The 14,340-nt window shown below is 73.2% G+C and carries 13 protein-coding genes; 11 read left to right on the forward strand and 2 right to left on the reverse strand.

Features of this window, described 5'->3' with window-relative positions; translation table 11 throughout:
* Positions 1 to 45 precede the first annotated feature (45 nt).
* The 3 genes from FZ103_RS02705 (at position 46) to meaB (ending at position 2,517) form a co-directional block, all read left to right on the forward strand.
* Positions 46 to 615: a nitrilase-related carbon-nitrogen hydrolase gene (locus FZ103_RS02705; protein WP_255429691.1), complete on the forward strand. Its 570-nt coding sequence runs from the start codon at positions 46 to 48 to the stop codon at positions 613 to 615.
* Between the two features lie 227 nt (positions 616 to 842).
* Complete coding sequence (locus tag FZ103_RS02710; protein WP_343233340.1) at positions 843 to 1,412, forward strand: DinB family protein; 570 nt, start codon at positions 843 to 845, stop codon at positions 1,410 to 1,412.
* Between the two features lie 160 nt (positions 1,413 to 1,572).
* Complete coding sequence (gene meaB / locus FZ103_RS02715; protein WP_155998421.1) at positions 1,573 to 2,517, forward strand: methylmalonyl Co-A mutase-associated GTPase MeaB; 945 nt, start codon at positions 1,573 to 1,575, stop codon at positions 2,515 to 2,517.
* Positions 2,518 to 2,602: 85 nt separating this feature from the next.
* Here meaB and FZ103_RS02720 read toward each other — a convergent pair whose 3' ends face one another.
* Complete coding sequence (locus FZ103_RS02720) at positions 2,603 to 4,276, reverse strand: glycosyl hydrolase family 18 protein (RefSeq protein ID WP_155998423.1); 1,674 nt, start codon at positions 4,274 to 4,276, stop codon at positions 2,603 to 2,605.
* A gap of 376 nt (positions 4,277 to 4,652) precedes the next feature.
* Here FZ103_RS02720 and FZ103_RS02725 point away from each other — a divergent pair, with 376 nt between their 5' ends.
* On the forward strand, positions 4,653 to 5,228 hold the full coding sequence (locus tag FZ103_RS02725) for a MarR family transcriptional regulator (protein ID WP_186355713.1): 576 nt from the start codon (positions 4,653 to 4,655) through the stop codon (positions 5,226 to 5,228).
* Positions 5,229 to 5,255: 27 nt separating this feature from the next.
* Here FZ103_RS02725 and FZ103_RS02730 read toward each other — a convergent pair whose 3' ends face one another.
* Positions 5,256 to 6,266 (reverse strand): hypothetical protein, encoded by a 1,011-nt coding sequence (locus FZ103_RS02730; RefSeq protein ID WP_155998425.1) that lies wholly within the window; start codon positions 6,264 to 6,266, stop codon positions 5,256 to 5,258.
* A 214-nt stretch (positions 6,267 to 6,480) separates the two neighbouring features.
* Between FZ103_RS02730 and FZ103_RS02735 the strand changes: the two genes are divergently transcribed.
* From FZ103_RS02735 to FZ103_RS02765, 7 genes are all read left to right on the forward strand, one after another.
* Positions 6,481 to 8,208: a methylmalonyl-CoA mutase gene (locus tag FZ103_RS02735; protein ID WP_155998427.1), complete on the forward strand. Its 1,728-nt coding sequence runs from the start codon at positions 6,481 to 6,483 to the stop codon at positions 8,206 to 8,208.
* 155 nt (positions 8,209 to 8,363) lie between these two features.
* On the forward strand, positions 8,364 to 9,308 hold the full coding sequence (locus FZ103_RS02740; RefSeq protein WP_155998429.1) for a co-chaperone YbbN: 945 nt from the start codon (positions 8,364 to 8,366) through the stop codon (positions 9,306 to 9,308).
* Between the two features lie 346 nt (positions 9,309 to 9,654).
* Complete coding sequence (locus tag FZ103_RS02745) at positions 9,655 to 10,380, forward strand: AAA family ATPase (protein WP_155998431.1); 726 nt, start codon at positions 9,655 to 9,657, stop codon at positions 10,378 to 10,380.
* Positions 10,381 to 10,712: 332 nt separating this feature from the next.
* Positions 10,713 to 12,158, forward strand: a complete 1,446-nt coding sequence (locus FZ103_RS02750; protein ID WP_186355714.1) for an NAD-dependent malic enzyme — start codon at positions 10,713 to 10,715, stop codon at positions 12,156 to 12,158.
* A gap of 73 nt (positions 12,159 to 12,231) precedes the next feature.
* Entirely contained in the window at positions 12,232 to 12,819 is a 588-nt protein-coding gene (locus tag FZ103_RS02755) for a YqgE/AlgH family protein (protein ID WP_155998433.1), read from the forward strand.
* 54 nt (positions 12,820 to 12,873) lie between these two features.
* Positions 12,874 to 13,119 carry a DUF3039 domain-containing protein gene (locus FZ103_RS02760; RefSeq protein WP_155998435.1) on the forward strand — a complete coding sequence of 82 codons (246 nt, stop codon included), beginning with the start codon at positions 12,874 to 12,876 and terminating at the stop codon, positions 13,117 to 13,119.
* Between the two features lie 414 nt (positions 13,120 to 13,533).
* The gene (locus FZ103_RS02765) at positions 13,534 to 14,334 is read left to right on the forward strand and encodes a class E sortase (RefSeq protein WP_155998437.1); all 801 of its coding nucleotides are present in this window, start codon (positions 13,534 to 13,536) and stop codon (positions 14,332 to 14,334) included.
* The last annotated feature ends 6 nt before the right edge of the window (positions 14,335 to 14,340 follow it).

Raw genomic sequence — 14,340 nt, forward strand, 5'->3', positions numbered from 1 at the left:
CCGGCGGCGGCGGGACGACGGGCGGAGGTGAAAGGCGGGCGGCCGATGCGCAAGCCGCTGGTACTGGCGGTCGCCCAACCGGTGTGCGTTGCGCACGACGTCGCCGCCAACGCGGCCGCGCACGCCGATGCGGTCCGCGCCGCCGGCGCCCGCGTGGTGGTGTTCCCCGAGCTTTCACTGACCGGTTACGAGCTGGACGCGGCCCCGGTGGCCGCCGACGATCCGCGGCTGGCGCCGATCGTGCGGGCCTGCGCTCACACGGGCGCGCTCGCGCTCGTGGGAGCCCCCGTACGCGGCGAGGGCGGCGCCGAGCACATCGCGATGCCGGCCGTCGACGGCGGCGGGGCCGCCCACGCCTACAGCAAGACGTGGCTGGGCGGGGCCGAGCCCGAGCGGTTCGCGCCCGGCTCCGGCCCCGCCGGCTCGACGTCGACGGCCACCGCCTCGGCCTGGCGATCTGCAAGGACTTCGGTGTCGCCGCCCACACCGCCGGCACCGCGGCCCTGGGCATCGACGTGTACGCGGTCGCCGCCGTCGACCACGCAGGCGATGCGGCCGTCCAGTGGGAGCGCGCCACGAGCGCCGCCGCGGCCTACGGCGTGTGGGTCGCGGTGAGCAGCTTCGCCGGGCCGACGGGCGGCGACTACCTGCGGACCCTCGGGCGCTCGGGGGTGTGGCGGCCGGGCGGCGGCCTCGCCGTGCGGGCCGGTGCGCACGCCGGTGCCGTCGTCCGCACGGGTGGCGGCCTGAGCCGTATCCGAAGGCGAGCGTGTCCGCCGCCTGGCCGCTGCCGGCCGCGGGGGCGGGTTCGGCGGGTGGGCCGGCCGCCGTAGATTCGTCGTGTGAACAATCCTGCTGACACCGAAGCCCCGACAGACGGCGACGCCGTGTTCTCCGACCTGCGGTCCGCGCAGATGGCGCTGCTCGGCCGGGCGGCCGGAGGCGAGCGCGAGGTGCTCGACGTCTTCCTCGACTACCTGCGCTGGGTGGTCGCGCAAAAGGTGCGGGGCCTGACCGAGGAGCAGGCGCGCCGTAGCCTGGTCGCCTCCGAGACCACCCTGGCGGGGATCCTGCACCACCTGATGCTGGTCGAGCGCAACTGGTTCCAGCGCATCGTCGGCGGCCGCGGCTCCGCCGAGCTGGAGCTGCCGCCGAGCAACGCCGAGGACACCTGGGACGTCCCCGCCGGGGCGACGCTCGACTCGCTGATCGCGGACTACGAGCGCGAGTGCGCCCGCTCCCGCGAGACCGCGGCGCGCTTCGGCCTCGACGACGTCTTCGAGCACGAGGAGGTGGGCGGGCTGTCGCTGCGCTGGATCCTCGTGCACATGATCGAGGAGACCGCCCGACACGCCGGCCACGCCGACATCCTCCGCGAGCAGACCGACGGAAGGACGGGCGACGGCGACTGATCGCCCGTCCGGCCGCGCACCGCTGGCAGAGCGGCGACCGACCGGCCCCGCCCGGCCCCGCGCCGCAGGCGGGGCCGGGTGGGGCCGCCGCGTGCGCCGGGGCCGGGCGGTTGCGATACTTGGACGTCCAAGCGGATGCGGCGAGCGCGGAGGGAGCCCGATGGACGTCGGCAGCCTGGTCGAGCGGGTGCTGAATGGGGACCGCCGAGCGGTCGCGCGGGCGATCTCGCTGGTGGAGGAGTCCGCACCGCAGCTGCGGGAGATCGTCGCCGGCCTTGCCGCACACACGGGCCGGGCGCGGATCGTCGGGCTGACCGGGGCTCCCGGCGTGGGCAAGTCCACCTCGACCAGCGCGCTGGTCAAGGCGCTGCGGGCGCGCGGGGAGAGCGTGGCGGTGCTCGCCGTCGACCCGTCGTCCCCCTTCACCGGCGGCGCCCTGCTCGGCGACCGGGTCCGCATGCAGGAGCACGCCACCGACCCCGGCGTCTACGTCAGGTCGATGGCCACCCGCGGGCACCTCGGCGGGCTGTCGTGGGCCGCGCCGCACGCCCTGCGCGTCCTCGACGCCGCGGGCTTCTCCGCGGTGCTGGTCGAGACGGTCGGCGTGGGCCAGGCCGAGATCGACATCGCCGCGCACGCCGACACCACCGTCGTGCTGTCGGCGCCCGGCATGGGCGACGGCGTCCAGGCCGGCAAGGCCGGCGTGCTGGAGGTCGCCGACATCCTCGCCGTCAACAAGGCCGACCGCGAGGGCGCCCGCGCCGCGGTGCGCGACCTGCGCCAGATGGTCGCCCAGGTCGACCGGGAGCCCGGCGAGTGGAAGCCGCCGGTGGTGAGCATGGCGGCCGCGGACGGCGAGGGCGTCGCCGACCTGCTGGAGCGCATCGACGAGCACACCGAGCACCTGCGCAGCTCGGGCGCGCTGCGGGAGCGCCGCCGCGCCCGCGCCCGGCGCGAGATCGAGGGGATCGCGGTCGAAGAGCTGGCCCGGCGGCTGGCCGACGTGCACGGACACGCCACCCTCGACAAGCTCGCCGACGAGGTGGCCACCGGAGGCGACCCCTACGCGGCGGCCGAGACCGTGCTGGCCGCCCTCGACGGCTGAGCCCTGTCCCCGAGCACCCCCAGCGCGTCGCAGGGGCCGGCCGGCGCCGCGGCGCCGGCCGGCCCTCGTTGCGGCCGTGCGGCGGTCAGCCGCGGCCGTTGAGCTCGCCGTCGATCGCGCGCACCAGGCTGCCGCCGGCGTCGTCGCCGTCCAGCGACCAGGCCATGACACCGGAGAGCCCGGCCTCGCGCGCCCAGGCGGCCTTCTGCGCGATGGCCGCGGGATCGTCGAAGTTCCAGAACTCGGTGCCGTTGTAGAGCCAGGCGGTGCCCGCGTGTTCGTCGCGGTGGAGCCGGAACCCGTCCTCGCCGGCGTAGTCCTTGAGGACCTTGTAGTCGTTGAACCCGGGCTCCCACGTGCCGTCCGCGGCGCCGCCGGAGGCTTCGGCCCACAGGCCGTCGCCGCGCGGGCCCGGCTCGACGCCGCTCCAGCCCCGGCCGTAGAAGGGGACGCCCATGACCAGCTTCTCCGGTTCGGCCCCGCGCTCCAGGTAGGCCTGGACGACGGTCTCGTAGCTGCGCGGAGTGCCGGCGGGGTCTCCTTCGGGCACCCGCACGTTGGACTGGTGGCCGGTGGTCGGGCTCCACGCGCCGGTGAAGTCGTAGCCCTGGACGTTCATGAAGGTGAACTCGTCGGCGAGTTCGTCGACCTCGTACCCGGCGTCGATGGCGGCCGTGCTCGCCGGGACGAACGCCGTCAGGTCGAATTCGCGGCCCTTCTCCCGCTCCAGCGCGTCGAGTTGGTCGCGGAACTCCCGGACCAGAGCCGTGAAGTTCTCCTTGTCCTCGGGGCGGACCACGTTGCCGGGCTCGCCGGGCGTGGCGGGCCACTCCCAGTCGAGGTCGATGCCGTCGAACACCCCGGCCGCGGCGCCCTTGCCGCCGGCGCCGTCGAGCTTGGGCAGATCGCCGCGCAGGAACATGTCGATGCAGGACTTCACCGCCGCTTCCCGGTTCTCCGGCAGCGCGGCGTCGGAGAAGTGGTCCGACCAGGCCCAACCGCCGATGGCGATGCTCACGCGCAGGCCGGGGAAGCGCTCCTTGAGCTCGCGCAGCTGGTTGAAGCTGCCGCGCAGCCGCTGCTTCGGGGTGTCGGCGACGCCGTCGACGGACTCCTCGGCCGAGTAGGCCCGCCCGTAGTCCGCATAGGCGTCGCCCCGGCCCTCCTCGTCGGACATGAAGCAGCGGCCGTTCTCGTCGAGGTTGGCGAACGCGTAGTTGAGGTGGGTGAGGCGCTGGGCCTGGCCGCTTTCCACCAGGTCCTCGACGTGGAAGCCGCGGTCGGCGGCGCCCCACTGGGTGAAGTAGCCGACCTGGCGGTAGTCGTGGCCGGAGCAGGGGTCGCCGTTGACGGTGCAGGCGGTGAAGTCGGTGTCGCGGCCGGAGCGGCGGCCGTTGTAGCCGAAGGTGTAGCTCTCCCCGGCGGGGATGGCGGCGCCCCAGCTGGGCGGGGTCGCGGTGTAGCCGTCCCGGCTCTCGCGCAGGTCGGCGTTCCACATCCGGTCGACCTGCGCGCCGTCGGGCAGGGAGAACTCCACGGTCCAGTCGCGCAGCGGGGCACCGGTGCCGTTGGCGACGGTGATCTCGGCCTGGTAGTCGCCGGGCCAGCGGGCGTTCTCCACGTGGGTGACGGTGACCTTCCCGGAAACGGTGTCGGCCGCGGCCGTCGCCGCCTGCACGGCGGAGAGCAGCGGCACGACGAGAAGGACCGCGGCGGCTGCGCACAGCCGTGCGGGTCGTCGGAGGCGGGGGGTGGGCATGGTGGCCTCGCTCTGTCCTGGGGCTCGAATTTTTAGGAAACTTTACTTATTGCTTCCCCAGGGTCAAGACCCGAGGCCGGGCAGGCCCGGACCCCGATGTGGAGCGGCGCGCCGCGCCGGGCGGTCGGCCGCCGTGTGCGGACACCCCGCCTGAATCGGCGCGCCGACGAGGTGGCCGCCGAGGACCTCTGCGGCGGCCGAGCCCTCGGCGGCCGTGCTGGAGCGCCGACAATGCGGCGGAGGCGGCCGGAGGCGGGATAGGGTCGCACCAGCAGCGGCGCCGTTGGCGCGTCTGCACTGCTAGCTGCGGAGACTCCGATATCTGGGCATTTTGCCGGTTGGGTACCGGTTGTCCCCGGCTCGGTACAGTATCCGGGTGGGTAACCCGCTGAATCTTCCGTTCGACCCCATTGAACGCGCGCACGACAACTGGACGCGCCGCTGGGGCGCGAACCCGTCGATGGCCGCCGTCACCTCGATCATGCGCGCCCAGCAGATCCTCATCGGCCAGCTCGACGCGGCGCTCAAGCCCTACGAGCTGACCTTCGCGCGCTATGAGGCGCTGGTCCTGCTCACCTTCAGCGCGACGGGCGCCCTGCCCCTCGGCAAGATCGGCGAGCGGCTGATGGTGCACCCCACCAGCGTCACCAACACCATCGACCGGCTGGAGCGCCAGGGCTTCGTGCGCCGCAAGCCCAACCCCAGCGACGGCCGCGGCACCCTCGCCGAGATCACCGACAGCGGCCGCGAGGTCGTCGAGCAGGCCACCCGCGACCTGATAGCCATGGACTTCGGCCTGGACTGCTACTCCGACGAGGAGGCCTGGCAGATCCACTCCATCTTCGCCAGACTCCGCGTCGAGTTCGGCGACTTCCCCGCGGCCCAGCGCGGCGACGCGGGCCGGAGCGACCCCGCGAACGAGGACCGGCCCGACGTCGGCGCGGACGAGTAGCCCGGTCCCAGCGGCCCCTCGGTGCGCTCACCCACTGCCGCGCCGCGATATGCCCGCCCTCCGCCGGGCGAGATCGAGGCGGCTGCGCAGGTGGTCGGTGGTCCACGGGGACGCGTCGTGAGCGGCGGCCTCGGCCAGGGCCTCCTCCAAATCGGCCACGGCCTCCTCGGCGCGCCCGGCCCGGGCCAGAGCCTCGCCCCGGTTGGCGCGAGTGGCGAGCAGCTCCTCGTCCCCCGGCCGGAGCACGCGGGTGCGGTCGGCCAGCAGCGCGTCGTAGTGCCGCGCCGCCTCCTGGGCCCGGTCGTCGCCTTGGGCAAGGAGCGCTCCTCCGAACTGCTCCCGTGCCGACAGCGCGTCCTCGGAGTCGGCGCCGGACACGCGTGCGCAGTCGTCGTGCAGCCGCTGCCAGAACCCGAGTTCCTCATCGGCCGAATACAGCGGGGACTCGCGCATCACGTGGCCGACTGCGAAGAGCAGGTCGGCGTCCTGCTCTACCAGGGCGTCGCCGACCGCGTCGTACAGAGCCGCCGCGCAGGCGAGCACGACGCGGTCGACTTCGGCGGTTTCCTCGGCACCGGGCGTCGACGGACCACCGGCGGCGCCGGGCGGGGCGTGGGAGAACGCGTCCAGCAGTTCGTGCAGCGCTCCGGCCGCGTGGCCCGCGGCACGGGCGAGCGATTCTCCGGCCAGGCCGGCCAGCACGTCGCGGCGCGTGGGCTCGGCGACGCGCACGAATCCTTCCTCGGGTTCAGCGGTATGCCCGTGCGCTCGGAGCTCGGCGAACGCTGCGTCCACCGCTGCGGGGCCGGCGCGTCCGGTGAAGAGCCCGCGCAGGCGCCTCCCGAGCCCTCCCCGCCGCGACTCCCCGGCTGCTCGGTCCATGTACCGGCGGACCGAGCCCGAGGCGGCGAGGGCGTCCGCGGGAACGCCGCCGGGATCCAGCAGGGATGCGATCTCCAGGAGTCCGCGGGCTCCTGGAGAAAGGGCGTCGAGGGGCGGGGGGACCTCCGCGGGCTCCCCGGCGGCTGAACGGCTCACGGTCATCGTTCTTTCCGTGTTCGGGGGATCGGCGGTCAATGCTTCAGCCCCGGCTCGGCGGAGTCAACCGGCGGGGAAGCGGCGTAGTCGGCTGCGTGGGGGGCTCCGATCCCGGCGGCCGGTCCGGTCCGCCCGCGGGCGTGCTGATCGGGGATGTCCGCAGCCGCCGCCGCGCCTCTATGCACGGGTAGTTGGACGTCCTACTATTGGGGCCATGGCCAACGCTGAAGACATCTCTGCGGGCCGTGCCCGCTGGCAGGCGCGGTACGACTCGGCGCGTATCCCCGGGTCGGGCGGGCGGGGTGCCGCCCCCGAGGCGCGGACGACGATCTCCGGGCAGCCGGTGGAGCCCGTCTACGGACCGCCCGAGGGCGCGGAGGTCCCCGGGTTCGAGCGCATCGGGTGGCCGGGGGAGTTCCCCTTCACCCGCGGACTGTACGCCACCGGATACCGCGGCCGGCCCTGGACCATCCGCCAGTTCGCCGGGTTCGGCAACGCCCGCCAGACCAACGAGCGCTACCGGATGATCCTGGAGTCCGGGGGCGGCGGGCTGTCCGTGGCCTTCGACATGCCCACACTCATGGGCTACGACTCCGACCACTCCTTCGCGCTGGGCGAGGTCGGCCACTGCGGCGTGGCCGTCGACTCCGCCGCCGACATGGACGTCCTCTTCGACGGCATCCCGCTGGCCGAGATCACCACGTCCATGACCATCAGCGGCCCGGCCATCCCCGTCTTCTGCATGTACCTGGTCGCCGCCGAACGCCAGGGCGCCGACGTCTCCGCGCTCAACGGCACCCTGCAGACCGACATCTTCAAGGAGTACATCGCGCAGAAGGAGTGGCTCTACCCGCCCGAGCCGCACCTGCGCCTCATCGGCGACCTGATGGAGTACTGCGGCGAGAACATCCCCGCCTTCAAGCCGCTGTCGGTCTCGGGCTACCACATCCGCGAGGCCGGCGCCACGGCCGCGCAGGAGCTGGCGTTCACCCTCGCCGACGGGTTCGGCTACGTCGAGCTGGGCCTCTCCCGCGGGCTGGACGTCAACCGCTTCGCCCCCGGCCTGTCGTTCTTCTTCGACGCCCACATCGACTTCTTCGAGGAGATCGCCAAGTTCCGCGCCGCCCGCCGGATCTGGGCCCGCTGGATGCGCGACCGCTTCGGCGCCACCGACGAGCGCGCCCAGTGGCTGCGCTTCCACACCCAGACGGCCGGGGTCTCGCTGACCGCCCAGCAGCCCTACAACAACGTGGTGCGCACCGCCGTGGAGGCGCTGTCGGCCGTGCTCGGCGGCACCAACTCGCTGCACACCAACGCCCTGGACGAGACCCTGGCCCTGCCCACCGAGCGGTCGGCCGAGATCGCGCTGCGCACCCAGCAGGTCCTGCGGGAGGAGACCGGGGTGGTCAACGTCGCCGACCCGCTGGGCGGCTCCTACTACGTCGAGGCGCTGACCGACCGCCTGGAGGAGGAGGCCGAGCGCGTCTTCGAGCGCATCGAGCGCATGGGCGGCGGCGCCGACGCCGAACACGCCATCGGCCCCATCACCTCGGGCATCCTCGCCGGAATCCGCAACGGGTGGTTCACCTCCGAGATCGCCGAATCCGCCTTCCAGTACCAGCAGGCCCTGGAGAAGGACGAGAAGCGCATCGTCGGCGTCAACTGCCACACCGCCTCGGTCACCGGCGAGGTCGAGACCCTGCGCATCAGCCACGAGGTCGAGCGCGAGCAGAAGCGGGTGCTCGCCGAGCGCCGCGAGCGCCGCGACCAGGCCGCCGTGGACGCGGCGCTGGACGACCTGCTCGCCGCCGTAGGCGACCCCGCCGGCCCCAACCTGATCCCGGTCATCCTGCGCGCCGTCCGCGCCGAGGCGACGCTCGGCGAGATCTGCGGCACCATGGGCCGGGAGTTCGGCACCTATACCGAGGATCCGCGCCTGTGACCGGGCGCGGGGCCGCGACCTCGCCGCGGCCCCGACCGCGGTCCTGACCGCGGCGCCGTGCCGCCGGGCGCCCCCGGCGGCACGGCGGCCGGAGCCGGTCGACCCGCAGTGCGCAGACTTCACCGCCGCCGCGCGCTATGGGGCAGGATGGAGGTATGCAGCCTTCGGACTACTCCATGCAGAGCGCGGTCGACCTCGGAGCTCGCAAGGCGGCCTTGGAACGCGAGGCCAAGCGGCAGGCCGAGGCGTCGTCCGGAAACGCCAACCCCTACGCCGTCGACATCACCGAGGAGAACTTCCAGCAGGAGGTTCTCGAACGCTCGATGAACGCGCCCGTCGTCCTGGCGGTCCTCCAGTCGCGTTCCGAGCAGTCGGACCAGGTCGAGCGGGCCCTGGACCGGCTGGCGGTCGAGGCCGGCGGCCAATGGGCGGTCGCCAAGGTCGACGTGCAGGCCAGCCCGCAGATCGCCCAGGCCATGCGCGTGCAGGCGGTCCCCACCGTCGCCATGGTGATCGGCGGCCAGGTGGTGCCCGGACCGGGCGGGCCGGCCACCTACGACCAACTGCGCGACTGGCTGAGCCAGATCTTCGACGGCCTGCGCCAGCAGGGCGTCCTGCCCCAGGAGTACTCCGGCCTGGGCGAGCCGCAGGAGGGCGGCGAGGAACCGCAGGGCGCCGGCGGCGAGCAGAGCGCCGCCGACGTCGAGGCCCAGGAGGCCCTGCAGCGCGGGGACTTCGAGGCCGCCGAAGCGGTCTACGCCAAGGCGGTCGAGGAGAACCCCAAGGACGAGGAGGCCAAGCTCAAGCTGGCCCACATCCGCCTCGTCGGCCGCGTCCGGCTGCTCGACGCCAACGAGCGCCGCCAGGCCGCCGCCGACAACCCCGAGGACGTCCAGGCACAGATCGACGTCGCCGACATCGACATGTACGGCGGCAAGATCGAGGACGCCTTCGACCGCCTCGTCGCCACGGTGCGGCGCACCAGCGAGGACGACCGCGACCGGGCCCGCCAGCACCTGCTGTCGCTGTTCGATGTCCTGCCGCCCGGCGACCCGCGCGTGGGCAAGGCCCGGCGGGCGCTCACCTCCGCGCTGTTCTGACACGCCCACCGGTCCCACTGGGCTGCGCCGGACCACCGGGCCGAAGGGGCGCCGCGCCCCTTCGGCCCGCGGAGAACCCGGGAGCGGGTCGGAGGGGCGCGTCCAAGCATCCCCGGGCCGCCTGCGGGAGCGAGGCCTTGAGCGGGTCGGAGGGGTGCGGCGCCGTCTGGACCGACGAGCGAGCGAGCGAGGAACGAGCGACCGAGCGAGGAGGGAAGGCGGCGCGTCGAAGCACCCCGGAGGCCCGCGGGGAAACAGCAGGTGGCAGGGCGCCCCTCGCCGGGTACCACCGGGGCACAGGTGCCGGACCGCGTCGGCACCGGGGCCGATTCTGGCGGTGAGTGCGATGGCGTATCTGGTGACGATCTCCGCGGCGTTCGGGGCCGGCGGCAGCGTGATCGGCCCGGCCCTCGCCGACCGGCTCGATGTGCCCTTCGTCGACCGTGCCATCCCCGCGGCGGTCGCCCGCGACATCGGCTGCTCCCTTGAGGACGTGCTCGAACACGACGACCGCGCGCCCACCGGCCTGCAGCGCCTGCTCGCCGGCGCGGCGCGGCTTCCGGCGGTCACGCCGGGAAGCATCGACATGACCTATGTGCACGCCGTCGAGGGCAGCGGGCGGCTGCTGTTCGACGAGGAGTTCGTGGAGCGCACCGAGCAGGTGATCCACGAGGTCGCCGGGGACGGCGGCGTGATCCTCGGCCGCGCCGGCGCCTGCGTGCTCGCCGACCACCCCGGCGCCCTGCACGTGCGGCTCGACGGCCCCGCCGAGGGCCGGCTGCAGCAGGCGGCCGAACTGCGCGAGGAGGCCCACGGGCCCGACTCCGGCCGGGATCCGGCGGATGCGGACACCTCCGGCGAGGGCGGCGCCGAGCAGCAGTGGAACCCGCCCACCATGCGCGACCTGCGCGACAACGACCGCGCGCGCTCGGCCTACGTCCGCCGCTTCTACCGCGTCGACCCGGCCTCGCCGTCCCTGTACCACGTGGTCCTGGACACCACGGCCTTCGAGTTGGAGACCTGCGCCGACATCATCGAGCGCCTGGCGCGGGAGCGCGCTCCCCGGACCTGATCCGCCGCACCTCCGCCGCGCCCCGCCCGCTCCGGCCGGCGCCCGCCGGACCGATCGCCGGACCGGCCGGACGCGGGCGCGGTGCCGGGATGTCCGTTTTCTCACCTGGGAACCGCGCAGAAAGATCAAAGGTGATGGCACTATGAGAGGTGCGCTCCGGTGCCGCCGTCCGACCGACAGCGTCCCCGCCGCCCAGCGCTCCGCTGCGGCCGGCCCCCGGCACCGGCGCCTGGCATGACCGCGCGGCCCTACCTCCGCCGTTCTTTCTCCCCCGTCGGCACGGCAGGCCGGCGGCAGCCCTGCGGCTGTCCGTTTTTCACAAGGAGCATTTCGTGGCCACCCTTCCCAGCGTTTCCTACTCGATCACGATTCGTCTGGAGCTCGACGGGCACGGCAGTGCGGTAGGCAGCCTCACCACCGCCGTCGAGCATGTGGGAGGCGTGATCACGGCCCTGGACGTCGCCTCGGCCGGCCACGAGCGCATCCGCATCGACGTCACCTGCGCCGCGCGCGACACCGACCACGCCCAGGCCATCGTCGACGCGCTCGGCGCGATCGAGGGCGTCACGGTGCACAAGGTCAGCGACCGCACCTTCCTGCTGCACCTCGGCGGCAAGATCGAGATGAAGTCGAAGGTGCCGCTGCGCAACCGCGACGAGCTGTCCATGGCCTACACGCCCGGTGTCGCGCGGGTCTCCCAGGCCATCGCCGCCAACCCCGACGACGCGCGCCGGCTCACCATCAAACGCAACAGCGTGGCCGTGGTCACCGACGGCTCGGCGGTGCTGGGGCTGGGCAACATCGGCCCGCAGGCGGCCATGCCGGTCATGGAGGGCAAGGCGGCGCTGTTCAAGCGCTTCGCCGACATCGACGCCTGGCCCATCGCCCTGGACACCCAGGACGTCGACGAGATCGTGCGCACCGTGCAGGTGCTGGCCCCCGGGTTCGGCGGCATCAACCTGGAGGACATCTCCGCCCCCCGCTGCTTCGAGGTCGAGGAGCGGCTGCGCGACCTGCTGGACATCCCCGTCTTCCACGACGACCAGCACGGCACCGCGATCGTGGTGCTGGCGGCGCTGCGCAACGCGCTGCGGGTGGTGCGCAAGGACCTCGGCGAGGTCCGCATCACGATGTCGGGGGCCGGGGCGGCGGGCACCGCGATCCTCAAGCTGCTCATGCACGCCGGCGCCAAGCACATCGTCGTCTGCGACGTGCACGGCGCGGTGCACTCCGGTCGCGACGACCTCGACCCCAACCTGGCCTGGATCGCCGAGAACACCAACCCCGAGGGCTACGACGGCGACCTGCGCGGCGCGGTCAGCGGCGCCGACGTGTTCATCGGCGTCTCGGCACCCAACGTGGTCGACGGCGCCGACATCGCCGAGATGAACGACGACTCCATCATCTTCGCGCTGGCCAACCCTGACCCCGAGGTCGACCCGGAGGTGGCCCACCTGCACGCGGCCGTGGTCGCCACCGGGCGCAGCGACTACCCCAACCAGATCAACAACGTGCTGGTGTTCCCCGGCGTCTTCCGCGGCCTGCTGGACGCCCAGAGCGACCACGTCGACTCCGACATGATGGTGGCCGCCGCAAAGGCACTCGCCGACGTGGTCACCGACGACGAGCTCGGCCCGCACTACATCATCCCCAGCGTCTTCCAGCCCGACCTGGCCCACCAGGTGGCCACCGCGGTGCGCGACGCCGCGCTGCGCGAGCAGGCCCAGCGCGCCGAGCGCCGGGCGGGCGGCGGCCGGGCGGCGCGGCCCGGCGCCTGACCCGCGGGCGGACCGCGTCCCCAGGTCCCCGGAGGCACTGGATTCCGCTCGGCGATGCGGGTAGACGTGGAGCATGGAAGAGCCGACTCTGACCGGGAGCCTCCTGGTGGCGACACCCCTGCTGGAGGATCCCAACTTCCGGAAGGCGGTCGTGTTCGTCGTCGACGACGATCCCGACGAGGGCACGCTCGGCGTGATCGTCAACCGCCCCCTGGAGCTGGCGGTGGGCGAGGTGCTGGTGGACTGGAGCGGGTTCGCCACCGAGCCCGCCGTGATGTTCTCCGGCGGTCCGGTGGGTACCGGAGCCGGCCTGGCCCTGGGCATGCCCGGCGGGGACCACGCCCCGCTGGGTTGGCGTCCCCTGGAGGGCACGCCGCACGAGGGCTCCCGGGTGGACGGGCTGGGAGTCGTCGATCTCGACACCCCGCCGGAGATCCTCGGCGATGCTCTGGGCCGCTTCCGCGTCTTCGCCGGGTACGCGGGGTGGGGATCGGGCCAGCTCGCCGGCGAGATCGAGGAGGGCGCCTGGTATGTCGTCCCCGCGGTGGCCGACGACGTGTTCTCCGCCGACCCGGGTTCGCTGTGGCAGCGGGTGCTGCGCCGCCAGGGCGGGGATCTCGCCTTGGTATCGACCTTTCCCGACGACCCGACTCTGAACTGAGCGCCGGCTCCGCCGGATACCGTGGAACGAGCATGGAGGAGGTGTGAGGGCCCGATGGCAATGGACGTTGTCAACAAGGTGCTTCCGGAGAGCGAGACCCGGCCTGACGTTTCGCACGACGACGGCGACCGCGAGCGGTTCGCGCATTACGTGCAGAAGGACAAGATCACCGAGAGTGCCGTCACCGGCAGCCCCGTGATCGCCCTGTGCGGCAAGGTGTGGGTGCCCAACCGCGACCCCAAGAAGTTCCCGGTCTGCCCGGAGTGCAAGGAGATCTACGAGGAGATGATGAAGGCCTGAGACCCGCTCGGCCCCTCTCGGGGGCCTGCTAGCGGGTCGCCGACCTGGCGCGGACGCGGGCGGCCGGGGTCCGCATGCTGCCCGGATACCCGTGCCCCGGCGGCGCGGTCGGCCCGCGCGGCGGGCGGCCGGAGTAGCGGGCGCGGCCGCGCGATGCCCCGCGCCCTCGGCGTTTGCGGGCTGCGGCCGATTGCGGCGCTACGGCTGTCTCGGGGCGGCGCGCACGGTACGCTCCACTGTGGACCGATCGCCGCATTCGGCCGACTCGTCCCGCGACCGCGACGCGTCCGTGTGCCGAATGCGCCCTGCGGTCACCCGACTCCAACACGTACCGCCTCGCCCGCAGCAACGCGGCACACCTCCCCGCTCACCGTGCGCGGGCACTCGGCGCGGCGGCAACCAACGGTAGGTCACATGGTCTCCACTAGTGAACGGCATTCGCGCCCCGCCGGGCGCCGGGGCCACTTTCGGGGCCGCCGCAGAAAACCCCCTCAGCGGCGCTACACCGGCGGCGACATCGCCCGCGGGATCGTGCGGACCATCGGCGAGCTGCTGTTCACCGCCGGCATTCTGATGCTCTTCTTCGCCGCCTACGAGGTCTACGGCAAGCAGTTCAAGACCGACCAGGAGCAGCAGCAGCTCGCCCAGGGGCTGGAGGAGCGCTGGTCGGAGCAGGAGGAGCGCGGCCCCGACGCCGGGGCGATGCCCGGCCAGGCCAACAGCCGCCTCTACATCCCCGAGCTCGACCTGAAGTGGGTGGTCGTCAACGGCGTCTCCCAGGAGGACATCCGCTACAGCCCCGGCCACTACGGCGACGACGACGTCTCGGGCGGCGACGCCGCGGCCCCCGGCGAGAAGGGCAACTACGCCGTTGCCGGGCACCGCACGCCCGGCATCTTCTGGGACCTCGACCTGCTGGAGGACGGCGACTCCATCGTTCTCGAGGACGGCGAGAACTTCTACACCTACGAGGTCATCGAGGAGCGCACCGTCACCCCCGACCACGTCGAGGTGGTCGACCCCGACCCGTTCGACCCCGAGAACAACGACGACCCCGAGCGCGCGCTGCTGACCCTGACCACGTGCGCGCCCAAGCTGAACAACACCCACCGGCTGATCATCCACGCCGAGCTGACCGACACCCGTCCCAAGGAGGACGGCATGCCGGACAGCATCGCCCACATGGCGCCGGAGAACCAGGCAGAGGGGGAGTGACCGGCT

Source organism: Streptomonospora sp. PA3, assembly GCF_009728995.1.
In the GTDB taxonomy this organism is placed as follows: domain Bacteria; phylum Actinomycetota; class Actinomycetes; order Streptosporangiales; family Streptosporangiaceae; genus Streptomonospora.